The following is an 18,441-nucleotide window of genomic DNA, read 5'->3' as shown; positions in this document are numbered from 1 at the left end:
TGGACACTCAAGCTGCATGAGCAAAAACTTTTACTCTTATGCCGCTGGCCATAAGACCAGCGGCTTGAACTTTTTACTTAAGCATGCACACTATCCATAGAAGCTGGAGCTACCTTCACTTTGCCGCCTTCGCCTATCCATGTACGTTTCCATTGTCCTTGCACAATAGCGATCAACAAGAGACATGAAATCGCAATAGCACTTAGGATTAGGAAACCTGGTGTAAAAGAGCCTGTCGATAGTTTCAGGTTACCGAGAATCTTGGGTAAGAAGAAACCGCCCAATCCCCCTGCTGCCCCTACGACTCCTGTTATAACACCAAGTTCCGTCTTGAAACGCTGTGGAACAAGTTGGAAAACCGATCCATTCCCCATACCGAAAGCCATCATGGCGACGAAGAGCATGACTGTTGTTAAGGAAAGTGATGGAAGTGTGGAAATACCAGCCATCATCAAAGCTACAACGCCGTACAGGACCATTAACATCCGAATGCCGCCTATCTTATCAGCAAGCCATCCGCCTACCGGGCGGAAGAAGCTCCCACCGATCACGCATATTGTTGTAAAGTCAGCCGCTTTAACTGGAGCTAAACCGTATTGTGTGTTAAAGAAGATGGTCAAGTACGATGCCATTCCAACGAAACCACCGAAGGTTACACTGTATAAAATACAGAATAGCCATGAATCTTTTTGTTTCAATACCTTGCCATATTCGGCAATTGTCTTAGGCGCAGGCTTATTAGGACTATCCTTCGCCAACAGACTGAAGATGATAAGCGTTAGAGCAATTGGTATCATCGCTATGCCAAAAACAATATGCCAATCACCATAATGTTGAGCTAGTCGGTTTGCGAATAAGGTCGCGAAGATCGTACCGCTATTCCCTGCTCCCGCGATTCCCATTGCTAACCCTTGATACTGCGGCGGATACCAGCTGCTAGCCAGCGGCAGAGCAGCGGCAAAACTTGCTCCGGCAATACCGAGCATCAAAGCCACGAAGTACATATCACCCATGGTGTTAGCGAATTGCCAGCCCCAGAACAATGGTATTAAAGTTAACGTTAATCCGATTTGCCCTGTAAGCTTTGGACCGATTTTATCTGTTAACACACCAAGTACTAATCGAAGAATGGATCCGCCCAAAACAGGCAATGCGACGAGATTCGCTTTCTCTGCTGCATTCAGCTGAAAATCATTGGCGAGAATGACCGCTAGTGGCCCAAGAAGAACCCAAACCATGAAGCTCATATCAAAATATAAGAATGAACTGAACAATGACCCTTTGTGCCCGACTTGCATAAAACTTTTCCGATCAACCATGCATTCCCTCTCCTTTTGCGAGGCTTTTCGCCTTCTTTTTTTTCCTACCCAGACGTGTTTGACTGACTGTTCTTTAACAGAAAAGGCCGACAAACATACCCCATGCGGGATGCTTATCGGCCTCATTGCCACTGCTGCCACATCATCGTGAACAGCATGTTAGATATTTCAGTAAACAGAACATAAATAGCCTATCCGGTTACGTATTTGTAAGGGGATAGGCGCCATTGCCTTCGTTAGAGGCACATCATTGTGCCGATTTCTAACTTTATTATAGTACGACATTTTCGACATGTCAATAAACATAACACAAAAATTTTATATGTGAGATTCCTTCTACCATATCGACAAAATTTAGGGTCATATGCTATAGTAATGCCGTATAATAAATCATTTTATCATTAAAACCTTACATGAAGTTGCCATGATATAAGAAGCTACCCACGATAGGAGGTACTCAAATGTTACAATCATTTATACTGATCGACGAGTTTAAACAAACTCGCTCAGCTACCTCCTCCTCGTCGTCGACTACCGAGCTGAATGTTACGGACAATGAAAAGGAATCCTTGCCTGAAGCGATGCTGAAGGATTTGGGATTTCGCATATATGTAGCATCTAATGAAAAAGAAATTTCATTTATGATCCCCAAAGTCGATGCGGTATTATTATCAGTAGGGCCTGATCAAGTAGAACCATGGCGGTCTCGTGTGCTTGCTCATCGCAGCCTTCCCCTTTTCTGGTGGTGTGATGCTCGCACTTTTCCTTCTAATGAATGTAGAATGGACACGGGTATTGATGGTTTGATCGGTTCAACGATGAGTCCTCTAGAAATTCACTGTGCGCTGCTTCTTGGTGTGAATCATTACTTCCAACGAACCGAATGGCTACAAGAGCGCGAACAGCTTCTCTCCAAACTGGAGGAGCGCAAATGGGTCGATCAGGCTAAGCGAATTTTATGTGAAATCAAGGGTATCTCTGAAGCAGAAGCTTATGATTTTTTGCGTAAACAAGCCATGAATGAACGTAAACGTATGGTAGATGTTGCTACCTCCATCGTCAAGGTGTATCAGATACTAAAGGATCAGAAACAAGGAGGCCGCAAACGATGATATCCTTATTAAAAGAAGTAGGCCGCGGAAAACGCGGAGCCAGAGATCTTACCTATGAAGAGGCTTCCCAAGCAGCGGAGCTCATACTAACCGGAGCCGCTACACAAGCTCAAATGGGGGCTTTTCTCGTTGCAGAACGCATCAAAATGGAATCCCCCGAAGAGTTGAAAGCCTTCATCGATGCCTTGCGCCAGCGTATCCAAACCTATCCAATACCAGGCAGCATGGATTGCGCAGGACCTTATGATGGACGCTCACGTACGTTCATCGCGACTTTACCGACTGCGTTCGTTCTCGCGGCTTGCGGACTTCCCACTACACTGCACGGCAGTCCTAGCATGCCACCAAAATGGGGCATCACGCTGTCCGATGTGCTAGCGGCTCTTGAAGTACCCGCGCTTGACGCGTCACGTGAAGCGCTCATATCAGCTGCAGCGCGAACAGGCTTCCTGTTCGCACCGACGGAGAACTGGTGTGCACCGCTTGGCGAGCTGCGCGAACTTCGCAAGGAACTCGGTCTGCGAACCGTGTTCAACACAGCAGAGAAACTGCTGCGCTTTACGGAAGCTCCCTTCATGGCTGTCGGTGTGTTTCACGGTACTGTGTTCGAGAAAATCACCAATTTATTAATCGAATTAGGCGTCTCTCACGGTATTGTTGTGCAGGGTATGGAAGGCTCCGAAGACCTTTCCGTAGACAAGCGCACACGGACGTACCTCATTCAAGAGGGCGCCAGTGAATTATTCATTGTTGATCCTGAGATTTACGAATTAATGGTCGAGGTGCCGGAGATTGAATGGACCGCTCAGCTGCAAGGAGAAACGGCATTATCCGTTCTTCGCGGAGAAGCCGAGCTCCCCTATCTGAATATGGTTTTATTGAACAGTGCCGTGCGTCTGTGGGTTTCCAAGAAGGCAGGGTCCATTGAAGAAGGTATTTATTTGGCCCGACATGCGATTGAGCAAGGGGCTGCCCTGCAAAAATTCACCGAGTGGACGGAAGCGATTAAGCCGGTATCCGCCACTTAATTTTATACTTATGAAAAAAGAGCCCCAAAGGGCTCTTTTTCATTTTCATTTTCATTTTCCAATAAACTGCTGGGTAAACATTTTACCACACGGACCGCCGTTTACGATGCCGATCCCAATATGGGTGTAATCTTTGCTGAGTATATTCGCTTTGTGTCCTGGAGAATTCATCAACGCCTCGTGAGCAGCTTGTACACTTTGATTGCAAGCAATATTCTCTCCCGCCGCGTTATACGTAATACCAAATTTCTCCATCATATCGAATGGCGAACCATACGTCGGTGAATCGTGGGAGAAGTATTTGTTATCGACCATATCTTGGCTTTTTAGTCGAGCCGTTTTGGTTAGCGGCAGGTCAACAGCTAGTGGGGAAAGTCCCACAGCGGCGCGCTCCTTATTAACCAATTCCAGCATTTGCTGCTCGTCCACCGTTAATTCCGTAGTCGATGGGACTTGCGGTTTAGGTGTAGGCTTAGGTGCAGCTGGTGGAGGAGTTGGTGTCGGTGTCGGCTTCTTGGCAATTTTTAAATTACCGTAAGCCCACAGGATGGATTGCAGCGTTTGATCATCCACATTCCCAGTCGCAGGAAGGCCGTATCTGCTTTGAAACGCTTTAACACCTGATTGGGTTTGATTACCATAGTAGCCCGTAATAGGTCCGCTATAGTAGCCAAGTGACTTCAGCATCCCCTGCACCGCATAGACATCAGGTCCCTTAGCCCCTTTGCCATAGGCAAAAGCGGTGGTTGTGGATGAGCAGAACAATGCGATACAGATTAGAATAATCCAGACATGCTTCTTTTTACCTTGTAACATGCGTTTACGTTCACTCCCCGTCATCAGCATCATTCGTCGCACAGTCGACGATAGCATTAGAATGACCAAATTCACGACTATTATCCATAATAATGAAATATGGTTGGATATCGTTTCAAGGTATGGGAAGTCATTGACATTACCCTGAGTATCCGATAAAGTATACTTATATTTAGTACCTAGTACTACTATCAGATCCTAAAAAGGAGTGAATCATTGATGGCAGTCTCTTCCCCTTTACAAGCTCGAATCACAGCAATCGGCGGCTACGTGCCCCATCGCATACTAAGCAACGCGGATCTTCAGGAAATGGTCGATACGAATGATGAATGGATCGTTCAACGCACAGGGATTCGGGAACGTAGAATTGCAGAAGCGAATGAATTCACAAGTCATTTATGTATAGCAGCCGTACAAAATATGCTCACTAGATATCCGACTTCACTGAACGATGTTGATTTAATCATTGTCGCTACCCATACACCGGATCTGCCTTCCACCCCAGTCGCTTGCCAGATTCAAGCCCATTTCGGCATCCCTGAAACAGGTGCCTACGACCTCAATGCCACCTGCTCCGGGTTTGCTTATGCCTTGCATACAGCAAGCGGCCTTGTCGCTGCGGGGGTACACCGCAAGGTTCTCGTAGTCGGCGGGGATTCCTTATCCAAAATTACAGACTATACGGACCGTTCCACCTGCATTCTTTTCGGTGATGGTGCCGGAGCTGTGATTGTTGAAAGGGAAGAAGAAAATCCTGCTTTCCTTGCCCACTATCTTGGGTCGGACGGTACAGGCAGCAAGCACGTATACCGAACCGGACTTGCCTCTGAATTGAACGGAACACCATTAACGGGTGAAGGCAAGCTCGTCCAGAACGGCCGCGAGGTGTATAAATACGCCGTAACGACTGTCCCGCAGGGAATCGAGAAGCTGCTCACAAAAAGCCGGTTACCCATTACGGCTATTGATTGGTTCATTCCGCATAGCGCTAACCTTCGGATTATTGAATCAGTCTGTGAAAAGAGCGGTATTCCATTCGAAAAAGCGCTGTACAGCCTGGAATACTACGGCAATACTTCCGCGGCTTCCATTCCTCTCGCTCTAGATTTGGGCATCAAAGAGGGTAAGGTCACGGCCGGTGATACGCTGCTGATTTTTGGTTTTGGCGGGGGTCTTACTCACGCGGGTTTAATCCTTCGTTGGGGATGAATCCGCGAGTGACATTCTTGCTGGTCCAAGGCTTGCCGGGCGTTCCTAAACGGCGTGGACGTGGACTTTGTTTCGTTATTTTCTGAATCATCGAGCGCTGGTATTCACTTATCGTCTTGAGATTCTCAGCCATATGGACAGCAAGCTGATCGGAGACCGCTACTTGATCCGCTATCGTCTCTATGATTCGGCATAAGGCTCGCTGGCTTCTAGCCAGCGAGGTTAGCATATGCAATTCAATTCTCTCACGATTCGATGCTTTCATTATTTCTCATCCTCACCAAACGAAAATAAGTTACCCATTCCGTTCGAACCGTCTCCCCCCACTCCTTCTCCCGAGTCATTTTGTCCAAGAAGAGCCTGCATATGTCGGTTTAAGGAGTTCTCCATCTTCGTCAAGCCATCGATAAGCTCAATCACATACTCATGAATCTCTCCGGTTTGCTTCATCTGATTTTCGTGCCCCTCTAAACTCGTAGAATTAATATGATTGCAAATCCAGTTGCGCGATTTCTCCGCCTCTAAGGCTCTTGCTTCTAGTATTAAAGCAATATCACGCTGCAACTTTGCTGTAGCATCCAGCATTTGCAGGTACAGATCATTTCTATTCAAGTCGTATCCCTCTATTCCTCATTATCAGGCTCTTTTATTTCTTTCATGACAATTTCCGTTTGCTGTGCGATAGCCTCTTCCAAATTAGCTAGGCTGTTTAAATAAGCAGTTATATTTTTGGTCAATTGTAAGGCTTGTTCCTGCAGCATGACCAAGCCTTCAAAATGAGGATGCGAGTCAGGTATATCGTTGGCTATCGAGGCCATTTGCGTCGAAACACTTCGCTTCGCCTCCAAGATTCTAGACATCTCGCTATGCGAGCCTGCAATGTGAGAAATAATCATTGTGACTTGCTGTTCCACACCATCTCTCCTCCATAAATACTTTTCACCCTCTAACCTATGCCTGCGCCATTCAAAAAGTGCTTTAATGCTTAATGGAATTTCGTCGTCCAATCGAAGCCGGCGCATTCCCTAATACCAGCAACCCTCATCATTCCATCAATTTGCACATTTTCCAGTCCTTCTATGAATGATTTTCTATGAAGCTATGGGGATCGACACCCCATTTTTCAATAAATTTTTGATGATTTTGAAGTAGAAGTTCTTTGACCTTTTCGTCCCCTTCCTTTTGAAAACTGACACTGCCATGATGATAAATGAACACGTCACCCGAAATCATCAATCTATAACCGGCCTGCCTTGCTCGGTAGCAATAATCGTCATCCTCAAAATGTCCTGGTGAAAATCTTTCATCCATCATACCAACCCGCTCCAGAACTTCTCTTTTAAAAAGATAACAAAATCCAACTAAACGGTTCACTTCCTCCCACTTGGCAGGGTTAGCTGTATTCATCTTTGAAACCATGTCATCTATAGAGGAAAATGCCTCTGTAATTTGTTGTTTTCCACTTGCATAATTTGTCATAGGTCCAACAATGCCAATTTCCGCGCTGCTGTATAAACATTGCAGCATATTATCTAACCAATTGGTAGTTACAATCGTGTCATTATTCAAAAGCAATATTGTATCTCCACTTGCAATGGTTAGTCCCAAATTACAAGCTATTGGAAACCCCCTATTAAAAGGAAGGGAAATAAATCGTACTTCCTCTTGTACGCATAGTTCCGTTGATCCATCCTGAGATCCATTATCCACTACAATGATTTCGTAAGGGGACAAGGTATGCTTACGAATAGAATGTAAACAATCTTGTAACACCGATCTCCCATTGTAATTAGCAATGATGATGCTTGTCATTTGCATGAGACATCATCCCCCTCTTAGCAATTTGCGATTTCGAAAGTTATCCGGAAACGTCAGGCGATTTCCTTTAAAGCTTTTTGCATATTTAAGCGCCTCGACATGATCACCAATTATCATATTGGCTACTGGATTGCTTGAACTTGTATTATGCTTGTTTCGCCGATTTTTAGAAATAACATTAATGCTGTAAGGCGCACCGATACGAAGACCATTAAGAATAGCACTCGCCTGAGCCTTTGGTGGGACTGATAAATCAGCATAGCCAACCGTATTTAATGCATGTCTAGAGATAGCGTGGGGGACAGAGGTTAGCGAGTTAACCTGGAGATCAGGACGTCTCAACGACCGATTTAGAAACTCCTTTACATGCGAAACTGCATCACGCTCAGAAAACAAAGGAATATAAGGCATAATATTGTTCAAAGCAACATCCATTCCTTGATCAACTGCATATATGAATGGAACAAGTTCTTCTGCCCTCAGTGGTATATCCCCATCTATAAATAATAAAATTTCAGATTGAGCGACTTTGGCACCCAGGCTTCTTCCAATATCATGACCTAGTGGATGGGGATAATAGATGATTGTTGCATGAGATAGCTGCCTTGCTTTCTGATAGGTTTGATCCTGTGAACCGTTCACAACAATTATTATTTCATCGAATGGTAAACGGTTTAACTGTTCAATCAATCCCTGCATGGTTGCTTCTTCATTCATAACCGTCATAATGACAGCAACCGATTTATTCGTAGGAAGTAGAACCCAGTCGTACTTTGGCATACCCAATTTCAAGCAATACCCTTCTACATATCCTCGTGCTGCACGATGATAAGTATCCCATTTTTTGGGATCAAACACATTATTTCTCAATTTTTCAACCCATAACGCATTCAGTGCCTTTTTCTGATACCCTGCATGCTCAATACTTTGGGAACATGCATCTTGCTTTCCTGCTTCTCTTCCCCATCTTGCAAATGAAACTGTGCGGTGATGGAAAGTGCGGCTTGCTCTTTTGCTATTTATAAGCTTTTTCTTTACCTTTCTTCGAACTATGGGTTGCTTTACAACTTGTTTACGCATACCATCACCTCACAATTTCCCTGCGTCTCATGAAATCCGTTTGATTCCCTCGCTCATTGGTTTGTTCAAGCAGCCAACCAATAGCTTCCAAATGATCGCCTGTAATGAGATCCATCAGAGGATCATTTCTACCTTTTCTTTTACGCTTTATGGGATTGGCTCGAACATTAATATAATGTACAGCTTTGACATTAAGACCTCTGTGAATGGCCATTGCTTGTGCAAGCGGAGGAACCGCTAACGCCTCATGTCCTATTAATTCCAGAGCTCTTCTGCTAATTGCATGCGGTATAGTTGTCATGGAAGCGCCTCTCAGCTCTTGATGGGACAAAATCGTATTTAGTGTATGCTTGGCAAGAACCACACTATGAACATCCGATTTATGAACAAAACCCAAATAACTGTTTAGCGCCACATCTACTCCGCCTAAAACCGCATGAACGAGAGTCTTCAAGTTTGAAGCGCGCACTACAAAGTCTCCATCCATGAATAATAGAATGTCTCCTTTGGCCTGCATCGCGCCAATACTTCGACCCACATCGTGACCAAGAGGTTCATCAAAGTGAATCACCTTAGCACCGGAGCTTACTGCTATACCTCTCGATCCATCCGTTGAGCCGTTATCAACGACTATGACTTCTGTTTGAGGGTGAACTCGATAGGCTTCACGGATCACTCTGGACAGCGTCCTTTTTTCGTTCATAACAGGAATAATGACCGAAACCTTAGGCGTCACACTATTACGATAAGGTGATTTTGAACGTTTCATAGGCATGCAACTCCTGTTAGCACATATTTTCGCTTTTGCCATTTAGCTTATTCAGCTAAGACTTCTAAGGACAGGGTATATGCCTTTTGTCATGGAAAATGGCATATGCCTTTACTTAACGGACCAGGACCAGAATTTGATTAGGGAGCGTTCTTCTCAAGACGTAATAGCCGCTCTCGACGGATGTAGCGATACCGTTGTGGTTCGGCCTGCAATATCCCCCTGCTCGGCAGGTTCCATCGTCACGCACAAGTAGCTTGCCAAGCAATCCTACTGCTACCCATTCCGGTCTTTCCAAACGAGACGTATATTCCTCAGCAGGGTGCCAAGCCGGATTCAAAAGAGGCCGCCTTACCATACGCTCCGGTGTTATGACCGTACCTGTTTCTCCGAATTCGGCGGGATTGATTACATCCTCATATAAAATTCTCCCCCATTCATCCGTCAAAAATTTGTGTTTCCACCTGAGCTCCCCGCTGTCGGATAAAAAAGCAGGGGTTGCGCTAGTGATTCCGATTACGAAAAAATCCGAAGAAACGGCAATACGGACTTTATCTTCCTCAACCGTTACGAAATACCCCGGTTCGATCGGCTTTCCATCAACGGTTTCAAACATTTCCGCATAATCCGCCGCCGGACTACTGACCGTTCCATCTATTTTCACGTTGCCGTTGCTCAATATTTTTGCAGCTAAGCCAGGTGTGGCGGCACTTGTCCCATTCGCCAAATACCAAGAGTACGACAGCTCGTTTGCAGACCCAAATTGTCCCATAATATGAACACCTTCTAAATTGTTTGTTGAGGTGCTTTGGCCTTCCGCATGAGAGACGAAGCTGTTTGCAATCGTAGAGACTCCCTGTGCGTGGGAGGTGAAGCCGCTTGCAGTCGTAAGGGCTCCTTCGGCGTGTGAGCTTTGGCCGCTCGCCGTCGTCTGGTTGCCTTCGGCGTGAGACAAATCTCCGCCTGCATTCGTACTTTGGCCTTCCGCATGGGCGGCCAAGCCGCCTGCTGCCGTTAAATTCCCTTCGGCATGGGACGCTCTTCCAATGGCGGAGTTATTCTCCCCCTCCGCATGAGAGCTCTGGCCGGAAGCTGTTGTTTCTAGCCCTTCGGCGTGGGAATCCAAACCGCTAGCCTCCGTCAATTCGCCTTCCGCATGGGCATTTAATCCGCTTGCAACCGTCAATAACCCTTCGGCATGGGAATGATCCCCGAACGAACGGGTGCTTCTCCCTTCCGCGTGAGAATAGAGTCCGATGGCGTTGGCAGCCCCGCCTTCCGCATGAGAAGCGGGACCCGTGGCCCGAGTTAAATATCCCTCCGCGTGTGATGCTGTCGCGTTAGCGACCGTTTGGAGTCCTTCCGCATGGGAAGATCCGCCACTTGCTATCGTATTATTTCCCTCAGCTTCAGAACAAGCTCCCAAAGCTTGAGCGTTGCAAAATGCCATATCCTCCATCTCCTTCTACTTAAGAGAAATAATCTGACCGGTGTACTGTTCAAACAATTGTTTGACACACTGATGCATCAATTCATCCGTCAAAAAATCCGGATATGATATAGCTGACATGCACAATTGATATGTGTTGAGGGTAAGAGCGGATACATGATTCGATTCAATTAAGGCTTTTTCTCCGGTTTTACTGTGACGAAGCTGAGGTTTTATTATACGTGACATTTCCTTTTCAACCTGTTTCTCAGGTTGAGGCCAAGGAATGCTCAAACGATTTGCCGCTTGTTTCAAAGTCCCTTCCCAATCCTCTATCATCTGATCATAATGGATGACAACTCGTTGGTTGGACTCGGTCCAATATAAAGAGGATAGTGTACGGAACGTCCATATATGGAGCGCATGGTCTAATGAAATCTGAGGATCACACCGGTAAAGGGAATGGGCTACATCGAGTGGATTTCGTATAACAATGACATAGCTCGCTATCATCTTTAATTCCTGAAGCAATTCTTCCCATATCGGAAGCAAGGAGCAAGTTCTAGGATCTTTCCATCCCCACAAAGACTTATGAAAAAAGTTATCAGAAATATACTTCTTCAGTTGCTCTTTCAACACAACAAGCTCTGAACGACTCTTCCAATCTGGAGGAAGCAAATTCAAACCCTCCCAACTCCATCCCAGTTTCTTAAAGATTAGTTGTTGGATGCCGACAATATGTTTGTTTTCCCAGAAACCATCGGGATTCGTGTTGTCTGGAGGTATAAAGTCTAGAGGACCACCAAGATGAACACCGAGAAGCTCCAACTCCTTCGTTACTAACGATGTTCCGGAACGACCAGAACCTATGATTCCAATAGCACGTGACGAGTTCATAACGAATCATCCCTCCTCATAAACGTTTTGCACGAATCCATATAAGTTACTTTATGAATCCTGATAGGTTTCGCTTGGACTATCCATCAGAAAATAGTTGAATATACCTTCCCATCTTTGAGAACTTTCATAGAATAATTTATCAAGAAAATAAAGAATTGGTAGGGGGGAAACAGGATGTCACAGAGTTCAAAGCCGAACATGATTGCACCGTTTATTATGAATTCCATTCCCAAAAGCGGAACGTATTTGATGTCTCAAATTTTGAAGGGTATGCCGGGAGTATCACAGGGGGCTCATCTATACGCCGGAATTGAACAATTGAATAACCATCGCCAAGCGCTAAATAATACGAAACCAAACGAGTTTATACTCGGACATATTTATCACTCCCCCGAGTGGGTGAACATGATGCAACATTTCAGTATGAAGCAAGTTTTTTTATACCGCGATCCACGCGATATTGTCGTTTCTTTTGTTCACTTTATCCATCGTCTGCCACAACACAACTTATATCCTATTCTCATGAGGAACGGAATTACACATAAAGAACAATTGTTGACTGTGATTAACGGAGTGCATACCCCACAGCTTTACTATCCTAGTATTTCGGAAATGATCGGCTTTTTTGAGGGATGGATCCATACCCCGAACGTATTGAGTATAAAGTACGAACAGTTGACAGCATCACGGGAATCCCAGCTCAACACGATAAGGCAAATTGCCGAATTTCTATGGAAAGGCCTAGCCCCACCGATTCCCCTTGTTCAACTGGCCACAATGATGCAGGACAATATAGACCCCCAACAATCACCAACGTTTCGCCAAGGTTCTATCGGGGATTGGCGCCAAGAATTTGATGCTGAAGTTAGAGAGTCTTTCAAGCGCGTTGCAGGAAACTTACTCATTACCCTTGGCTATGAGCGCGACAAAAAATGGTAACGATTCGAAAAAGTGGCTACTATCCCTCGATAGCAGCCATTTTTTATTCAGTTCTTATTTTAAAAAATCCGATATGCGGTGCCCGAGAAGGTAACAGGACCAAGAACTGAGGCATTGTTCAATGCGGGGTTATTCACAACTCTAGCCAGGATCCGGTATGGCAAGACAACTCCTACAGGAACGTTATTCTCGACCATTTGAAACGTTGCTATTCTGTTCTCATTCACAGCCACTGTCGAAGATTGCGCAGCAAATATAATTTGAGTGCCACGAGTTATTTGAAATAAAACCTCAGGTAAACCAGCTGTGGACGTGAAACCGACGGTACCGATCAATTCGATACGGTTGGCGGTTTGACTCACATCCAAAGCAAATCCGAACTCTGCGAGAATAATGCCTCCTGGTGCCGCAGGAATCGGCCTGTTAAGTGAACCAGTAGTATTTCCCGGTACACTTGATCCAAAGTTGATAACTTCTGCTGCCATGTAAATTCCTCCTAGTTTAAAGTTAAATTAACAATTATGACTTCTTTTCCATTTATATTGCCGTACTCATTGGCATCCCTACCTTTCTATCGATCTACTCTAGTATATGAATCTTATTTTCTCTCGACTGAGACATACATCATATTTGTTAAAAAAAGGCAAAAAAAAAGAAAGGCGATAGAGTGAAACCCCGATATGCCTTCCTTTTTAACCTTTCGCAAGAAATTCGCGAACAGCCGATTCGAATTGTTCTGCGCTCCGCTGCCATGTCCACTTGATCGCTTCCTTTTCTCCTGCTTCCGCTATTCGAACCAATAGCTTTCGGTCCATAATGAGTTTATGAATATCTGCTACGAGCCGATTCTCATAGCGGTATGAGAGCATACAGTTTTCCTCGTGTTTGCAAATATCCATGTTACCTCCTGAATAGGTACTCACCAATGCCGCGCCTGTTCTCATAGCTTCGAGAGCAACCAGATTAGCCGTTTCATAAATACTTGTCGTAACGAAAATGTGAGAAATGTTATAAAGGTAATTTATTTCCGCATCGTTCTTAGGTGTAAACACCTTGAACATCGGATTCGTTCGGATCGATTGAAGAAATGGGGAAGTCGCTGCTTCCATCGGCGGGGCAATAAAATGGATTTGTGCTCCAGGATGGAGCTGTTTGATCCTGCTCAGACTATGGATCAAGTAGTCCTGATCCCTCTGAAATATGAACCCGCCCTCAGGCTTGCGCAATATAGCAGATATAACTAGATTCGCCTGCGAATGCCGGATATGATGATTTTTGAATACCGAATCCACCCCGACAGGCACAACCTTTCCTTGTATACCGTGAAGCAAGGCGATTAGCTGTTGCTGCCAATTGGACAGCACGATTAACTTATCCGTAGCATGGTACGAAGGAAAGCTAATTTCATTCTCCTTCCAAAATATAGGCTCATAACAAAGGCTAAATCTCACATGCATACCTTTTCCCTGTTGACTAGCCACTCGGACTGCAGGAATTGTCGTGTAAAAATTGGATACAATGACATCAGCCATCGGATAATCGTCCGCTTGAATAATAGCTGATTTCGCACGAACGATCGAAGCCAAAATATTGTCAAATTCTACGATCCCGTTGGAAGGCATGAGAATCGTCACTTGATGCCCTCTACGAACGAGGCCGTTGGCAATTTCGACCAAAGTCCTTTGAGCCCCCCCGCGATTTAACGTCAAAATCACGAACGTGAATTTCATAATCCACCCAACTCTCATTTTAATTTTTCAATTAGTTTAGTCAGTTTCTCTTTGTATTTCTGTTGAATGAACCACATCTCTTCTTCAACTGTACTATAATGCTTCTTCGTTCCCATTTCGTCATGAATTCGATATAGTGTAAGCGGTTCATTTAAGAAGTGAAAATGTTGTCCTTCCACCAGCAAACGCAACCACATATCATAATCCTGGGTGTAAAGAAATGATTGATCAAACCAGCCTATCTGGGGTATAAGCCCTTTCTTGAGGATAACCGTACATCCGTTAATAGGGTTTCCAACTAGAAATCGACTGTAGAAAGCGATGATATTCGGAAATACAAGGTTAACCGACTGTTTAAAGATGTGATTGTGCTCATTCAATGCATGCCAATTCGTATAACTGATCGAGGCGTTCACTTGCTGCATAAACTGCATTTGTCTTGCAATTTTATTCGGGAGAAAGAGATCGTCTGAGCTTAGCCAGGCAATAAATTCTCCTTTTGCCTCCTTAATTCCCTGATTCAAGGCACTGCCCGTGCCACCATTGGACTTCCGGATATAGCGAATCCTGTCCATGTACGGCTTTATTTTCTCCACATATAAATTAGATCCGTCGTCAACCACAATAACCTCCACATTTGGATAAGTTTGATTAGTTGCACTGATAATGGCATGCCCAATATAGGGACAATTATAGAAGGGTATGATGACGGAAACTTTAGGCACTTTGATTACGTTATTCATAAAGAATCTTGCCCTTAAGGAGCAGTTGTTTAATTTCTTCCACCGACATCAAGTCGTCTCTGGAGCAATATTGGTTGATGGAAACGGGTTGACAATGCGAATACTGATTGTTGGCACCGCTATTGGTTGTTGGAGGGAGAATAACAAAATATTGGCTGTTATAATGTACAGTGCTGCTGCTTTCGTGCTCTGAGAACAGGATTTCGTGAATTTTCTCACCGGGACGGATTCCTTGCTCCACAATTTGCATATTTTCTGTTTTCCCTTCGATATCCGCTATAGCCTCCGCCAAATCGAGAATGCGGCAGGCTGGCATTTTCAAGACAAAAATCTCCCCCCCTTTACTCGAGGCAACCGCTTGAAATAACAAACCGACAGAATCTTGAAGAGTGAGGAAAAATCGCGTCATCCCTTTATGTGTAATACCGATTGGCAATTGATCCCGAATTTGCTTTTGGAAAATATGGACTACGCTGCCGTTAGACCCAAGTACATTGCCACCACGTACGCAGACGAATTTGGTGTTCGTCTTTTCTAGATTAGCAGAAATGATTAACTTCTCACCGATTGCTTTTGTTAAGCCATAGAAATTATAAGGGTTAGCCGCCTTATCGGTGGACACATATACAACCGTTTGCACTTGATTGTGAATCGCCGCTTCGATGACGTTCTGAGTACCATCAACGTTCGTTTTTAAAGCCTCGTGCGGCTGGTTTTCACAGATCGGCACATGCTTCAATGCAGCGAGGTGAAACAGGTAATGTACCCCTTTGCATGCTTCAACTAGAGCCTCTTTATCTCTGATATCGCCGATCTGGAAACTTAGTCTAGAATCTTGAAACTGCTGCTTCATAGCGACCTGTTTCATTTCGTTTCGGGAATATATGATAATTTGTTTAGGAGCTTGCCGCAGTAGTTGTTTGACCAGTTCATGCCCCCATGATCCTGTACCTCCGGTAATCAAAATCACTCTGTTCTCAAACATGGATCACAACCTCCTTAATAAAAAATGGGACTCCCAAGCGTACAACGGGAAAATTCAAAAGTTGATAAATAAATGAGTTTATCTTCTTTCCACTTCAAATATTCGAAAACATAGGGACACTCTATCTTTCTAAGCCTTCGTTTCTCACAGTAGTACTTGTTACCATCAGGATCACAGTATAGTAACCAATTGATAGGTTCTTGCACTTCGAACACATCGTGGCCGATGGTATCCCCCAATGGAAGGCTCGATAAGACCTCCTCTGAAAGTTCTACGATATCCGTAACCTTCAATTTCAACAGGGTAAATACAGACCATGATTCAATGGGATAAAGCTGCGCATACATCCATAAATACACCTTTGAACTAGGTCCTTTTACCAGTAATACCCCAGGACTATGGATCAGGAAAGAGGTTGAACTGTTTACCTCCCTGCCCATCGGATACAGCTGAAGGAGTATATCCTCAATAATAACGACGCGTTCCCACTTCCATTTAAAAAAGTGAAAGGTATCCTCGTTGACTACAGGTCGTTTGCATCCGTCCTCCAACAAGTAGATTCCGTTCGATAAATTGCCTTTAACAAGAATGCCATCAGGAATCTTGTTTCTCATATAGCTTCCCCTTCATCCGTCTTGTAGCCTTCATACGTTTCATTCAAGCCTGCGAGAAGCTCGTACTGCGGACTCCATCCTAAAAGACCCATCGCCTTGCAATTGTTTAGGCAGTTGCGTCTAATGTTCCCGCTCCGCCCAGAGACCCGTTCAATCCGAATGGGTTTGCTGTGAATGTCCTGCATCATTTCGGCCAATCGATTGACTGAAGTGCCGCTTGCGGTACTAACGTGAACCATATCCTTATCCCCTTGTCGAACTGCTGCCAAATTGACTGCAACGACATCCTGTACATAAATGAAGTCGCGTGTCTGCTCACCGTCTCCATGAATACCAATGGGCTCTTCTTTAAATATACATGACAGAAATTGTGCGGCCACTCTACCTTCTCCTTTCACCGTTTGCCTCGGACCATAAACATTAGCATAGCGGAGAATTATATAGGGGATTCCATGTAGCCGATGAAATAACCGAACATACGACACGGCCGTCAACTTAGATATTCCGTATCCCGAAATGGGCGGAGTCGGATCCATCCGGCCTTAGATTCTCAACGGAAGCAGAGACTAACGCATCGACTAGATGAGAACCAATGAAGTCTGCCCCCCCCCGGTAACAACCACCTTCAAGTATCTCCCTCCTTGCAAAGTAGTAACGCGTACATGATATGGTATGAGCAGGAAACGGGTATAGAAACGGTTATCCATCTATCTTTCATAAAAAATATACAATGAAATAGCCGTTCGAACAGTCCGCAGAAAGTGTGAGACATATAATGGAATAGCGTTAAATGAGTGTGAGGAGGAGACCGAAGATATGAGACTACTTTTCATCTTTTATATTCCTAGTGGAGGCGTTGAAACCTTAAACCGCCAACGCTGCAGAGCCCTAAAGGAACGAGGAGTGGAATGTCACTGCTTATATTTGCGCCCAGGGACCGGGGTGCAGAATGCGCATAACATCCCTACCTTTATCACGAATGACGAATTCGAAATCCAAAAAATTGTGAGGGACGGAAATTATACCGCAATTATTGTTGTTTCTGCATATTATCTTATACCTATAATCCGGCAGACTCCTTATAATGGAATCATTATTTTCGAGGTTCAAGGCTTCGGTTTAAAGGAGCAAGCACGAGGTGCCATGATACATGCAAAGCCTTTCATAACGCCGCATACAAATGCACTTCTAAACCCCAAAACCCCCCACATCAAAGCACTCTTCCGGGAACTTTACCCCACCGTCAATCAATATGAGTTCAACAATTGTATGGACGTTAAACATTTTACCTACCGTTCTCTTCCAAAAAAAGATTTCCCCATCATCGCCTGGTTTGGTAGAATTGAAGACAACAAAAATTGGAGCGAATTTTTGCACATCGGGCATCGACTTGTTCAGCGATATCCCACGCTTAAGCTATGGATGTTCGAAGACCATACTCTTTCAACACCAGAAGAAAGAGACAAATTTCAAAAGCTTGCAGTAGCCTTATCGTTAGAGAATCGTCTTGTGCTCCGTTCCAATGTGCCTTATGCCCACATGCCGGAATATTTCTCGATGATTGGAGATTCTGGAGGCTTTATGTGTTCAACCTCCAAATCAGAAGGAGCGCCTTATGCGATAATTGAAGCGATGAGCTGCCGATGTCCGGTATTGACGACCGATTTGGACGGTGTCCAAAGTTCTGTTATTCATAATGTAACCGGGAAATATTACACGCTAGGAAACATCGCTGAAGCCGTCCAGCAGGGTGTTCAGATTATGGAAGACAAGACTCTCCGCGCCACAATTCTTAACAAAGCCCAGCAACATATCGTCACCAATTTTGCGCCCGAGCCATATTGCAAACAATTTTTGAGCATGTTAAGCGATTTGAGGGGGAACAAATAACCCCTCCTCTACTCGGACTTATACAGCAAAAAGCAGCTTGCCTCACTTTGGCAAGCTGCT

General features: G+C 44.7%; 21 protein-coding genes. 5 read left to right on the top strand and 16 right to left on the bottom strand.

Going from position 1 to position 18,441, the window contains the following annotated elements:
- Positions 1–77: 77 nt before the first annotated feature.
- Positions 78–1,319 (bottom strand): nitrate/nitrite transporter, encoded by a 1,242-nt coding sequence (locus QFZ78_RS30800; protein WP_307553168.1) that lies wholly within the window; start codon positions 1,317–1,319, stop codon positions 78–80.
- 461 nt (positions 1,320–1,780) lie between these two features.
- On the opposite strand from QFZ78_RS30800, the gene QFZ78_RS30795 reads away from it, so the two are divergent.
- Together QFZ78_RS30795 and QFZ78_RS30790 are read left to right on the top strand one after the other, a co-directional pair.
- Positions 1,781–2,431, top strand: a complete 651-nt coding sequence (locus QFZ78_RS30795) for an ANTAR domain-containing response regulator (RefSeq protein WP_307553167.1) — start codon at positions 1,781–1,783, stop codon at positions 2,429–2,431.
- A complete protein-coding gene (locus QFZ78_RS30790) occupies positions 2,428–3,459 on the top strand; it encodes an anthranilate phosphoribosyltransferase (protein ID WP_307553166.1) in 1,032 nt (343 codons plus the stop codon). The genes QFZ78_RS30795 and QFZ78_RS30790 overlap by 4 nt, the downstream gene beginning before the upstream one ends.
- Before the next feature lie 51 nt (positions 3,460–3,510).
- On the opposite strand, the gene QFZ78_RS30785 is transcribed toward QFZ78_RS30790, so the two are convergent.
- Positions 3,511–4,275, bottom strand: coding sequence for a peptidoglycan-binding protein (locus tag QFZ78_RS30785; RefSeq protein ID WP_307553165.1), 765 nt, complete (start codon positions 4,273–4,275; stop codon positions 3,511–3,513).
- A 219-nt stretch (positions 4,276–4,494) separates the two neighbouring features.
- On the opposite strand from QFZ78_RS30785, the gene QFZ78_RS30780 reads away from it, so the two are divergent.
- Positions 4,495–5,484, top strand: a complete 990-nt coding sequence (locus QFZ78_RS30780; protein WP_307553164.1) for a ketoacyl-ACP synthase III — start codon at positions 4,495–4,497, stop codon at positions 5,482–5,484.
- Here QFZ78_RS30780 and QFZ78_RS30775 read toward each other — a convergent pair.
- The 8 genes from QFZ78_RS30775 to QFZ78_RS30740 all read right to left on the bottom strand — a co-directional run bounded on the left by QFZ78_RS30775 (position 5,450) and on the right by QFZ78_RS30740 (position 11,477).
- Positions 5,450–5,749 (bottom strand): hypothetical protein, encoded by a 300-nt coding sequence (locus QFZ78_RS30775; protein ID WP_307553163.1) that lies wholly within the window; start codon positions 5,747–5,749, stop codon positions 5,450–5,452. The genes QFZ78_RS30780 and QFZ78_RS30775 overlap by 35 nt on opposite strands.
- Positions 5,749–6,096, bottom strand: a complete 348-nt coding sequence (locus tag QFZ78_RS30770; RefSeq protein WP_307553162.1) for an alpha-helical endospore appendage domain-containing protein — start codon at positions 6,094–6,096, stop codon at positions 5,749–5,751. The genes QFZ78_RS30775 and QFZ78_RS30770 overlap by 1 nt, the downstream gene beginning before the upstream one ends.
- 11 nt (positions 6,097–6,107) lie before the next feature.
- Positions 6,108–6,398 carry a nucleoside-diphosphate sugar epimerase gene (locus QFZ78_RS30765; RefSeq protein WP_307553161.1) on the bottom strand — a complete coding sequence of 97 codons (291 nt, stop codon included), beginning with the start codon at positions 6,396–6,398 and terminating at the stop codon, positions 6,108–6,110.
- A gap of 163 nt (positions 6,399–6,561) precedes the next feature.
- A complete protein-coding gene (locus QFZ78_RS30760) occupies positions 6,562–7,302 on the bottom strand; it encodes a glycosyltransferase family 2 protein (RefSeq protein WP_307553160.1) in 741 nt (246 codons plus the stop codon).
- Positions 7,303–7,308: 6 nt separating this feature from the next.
- On the bottom strand, positions 7,309–8,382 hold the full coding sequence (locus QFZ78_RS30755) for a glycosyltransferase family 2 protein (protein ID WP_307553159.1): 1,074 nt from the start codon (positions 8,380–8,382) through the stop codon (positions 7,309–7,311).
- A gap of 4 nt (positions 8,383–8,386) precedes the next feature.
- Complete coding sequence (locus QFZ78_RS30750; protein ID WP_307553158.1) at positions 8,387–9,151, bottom strand: glycosyltransferase family 2 protein; 765 nt, start codon at positions 9,149–9,151, stop codon at positions 8,387–8,389.
- 115 nt (positions 9,152–9,266) lie between these two features.
- A complete protein-coding gene (locus QFZ78_RS30745; protein ID WP_307553157.1) occupies positions 9,267–10,601 on the bottom strand; it encodes a peptidase G2 autoproteolytic cleavage domain-containing protein in 1,335 nt (444 codons plus the stop codon).
- A 15-nt stretch (positions 10,602–10,616) separates the two neighbouring features.
- A complete protein-coding gene (locus tag QFZ78_RS30740) occupies positions 10,617–11,477 on the bottom strand; it encodes a sulfotransferase family protein (protein WP_307553156.1) in 861 nt (286 codons plus the stop codon).
- A 177-nt stretch (positions 11,478–11,654) separates the two neighbouring features.
- Between QFZ78_RS30740 and QFZ78_RS30735 the strand changes: the two genes are divergently transcribed.
- Positions 11,655–12,419: a sulfotransferase domain-containing protein gene (locus QFZ78_RS30735; protein ID WP_307553155.1), complete on the top strand. Its 765-nt coding sequence runs from the start codon at positions 11,655–11,657 to the stop codon at positions 12,417–12,419.
- A gap of 59 nt (positions 12,420–12,478) precedes the next feature.
- Here the strand turns inward: QFZ78_RS30735 and QFZ78_RS30730 are convergent, their stop codons facing one another.
- From QFZ78_RS30730 to QFZ78_RS30705, 6 genes are all read right to left on the bottom strand, one after another.
- Complete coding sequence (locus tag QFZ78_RS30730; RefSeq protein WP_307553154.1) at positions 12,479–12,904, bottom strand: hypothetical protein; 426 nt, start codon at positions 12,902–12,904, stop codon at positions 12,479–12,481.
- Between the two features lie 207 nt (positions 12,905–13,111).
- Entirely contained in the window at positions 13,112–14,095 is a 984-nt protein-coding gene (locus tag QFZ78_RS30725; RefSeq protein ID WP_307553153.1) for a glycosyltransferase family 4 protein, read from the bottom strand.
- 68 nt (positions 14,096–14,163) lie between these two features.
- Positions 14,164–14,892 (bottom strand): glycosyltransferase family 2 protein, encoded by a 729-nt coding sequence (locus QFZ78_RS30720; protein WP_307553152.1) that lies wholly within the window; start codon positions 14,890–14,892, stop codon positions 14,164–14,166.
- Positions 14,885–15,877 carry an SDR family NAD(P)-dependent oxidoreductase gene (locus QFZ78_RS30715; RefSeq protein WP_307553151.1) on the bottom strand — a complete coding sequence of 331 codons (993 nt, stop codon included), beginning with the start codon at positions 15,875–15,877 and terminating at the stop codon, positions 14,885–14,887. Before QFZ78_RS30715 ends, QFZ78_RS30720 begins: the two co-directional genes overlap by 8 nt.
- A gap of 14 nt (positions 15,878–15,891) precedes the next feature.
- Positions 15,892–16,491 carry a hypothetical protein gene (locus QFZ78_RS30710; RefSeq protein WP_307553150.1) on the bottom strand — a complete coding sequence of 200 codons (600 nt, stop codon included), beginning with the start codon at positions 16,489–16,491 and terminating at the stop codon, positions 15,892–15,894.
- A complete protein-coding gene (locus QFZ78_RS30705; RefSeq protein WP_307553149.1) occupies positions 16,488–17,027 on the bottom strand; it encodes an NAD-dependent epimerase/dehydratase family protein in 540 nt (179 codons plus the stop codon). The genes QFZ78_RS30710 and QFZ78_RS30705 overlap by 4 nt, the downstream gene beginning before the upstream one ends.
- Before the next feature lie 280 nt (positions 17,028–17,307).
- On the opposite strand from QFZ78_RS30705, the gene QFZ78_RS30700 reads away from it, so the two are divergent.
- Positions 17,308–18,381: a glycosyltransferase family 4 protein gene (locus QFZ78_RS30700; RefSeq protein WP_307553148.1), complete on the top strand. Its 1,074-nt coding sequence runs from the start codon at positions 17,308–17,310 to the stop codon at positions 18,379–18,381.
- Positions 18,382–18,441: the final 60 nt, after the last annotated feature.

Source organism: Paenibacillus sp. V4I5 (assembly GCF_030817255.1).
Lineage (GTDB): Bacteria > Bacillota > Bacilli > Paenibacillales > NBRC-103111 > Paenibacillus_E.
This window is presented reverse-complemented; position numbering and strand designations above follow the sequence as displayed.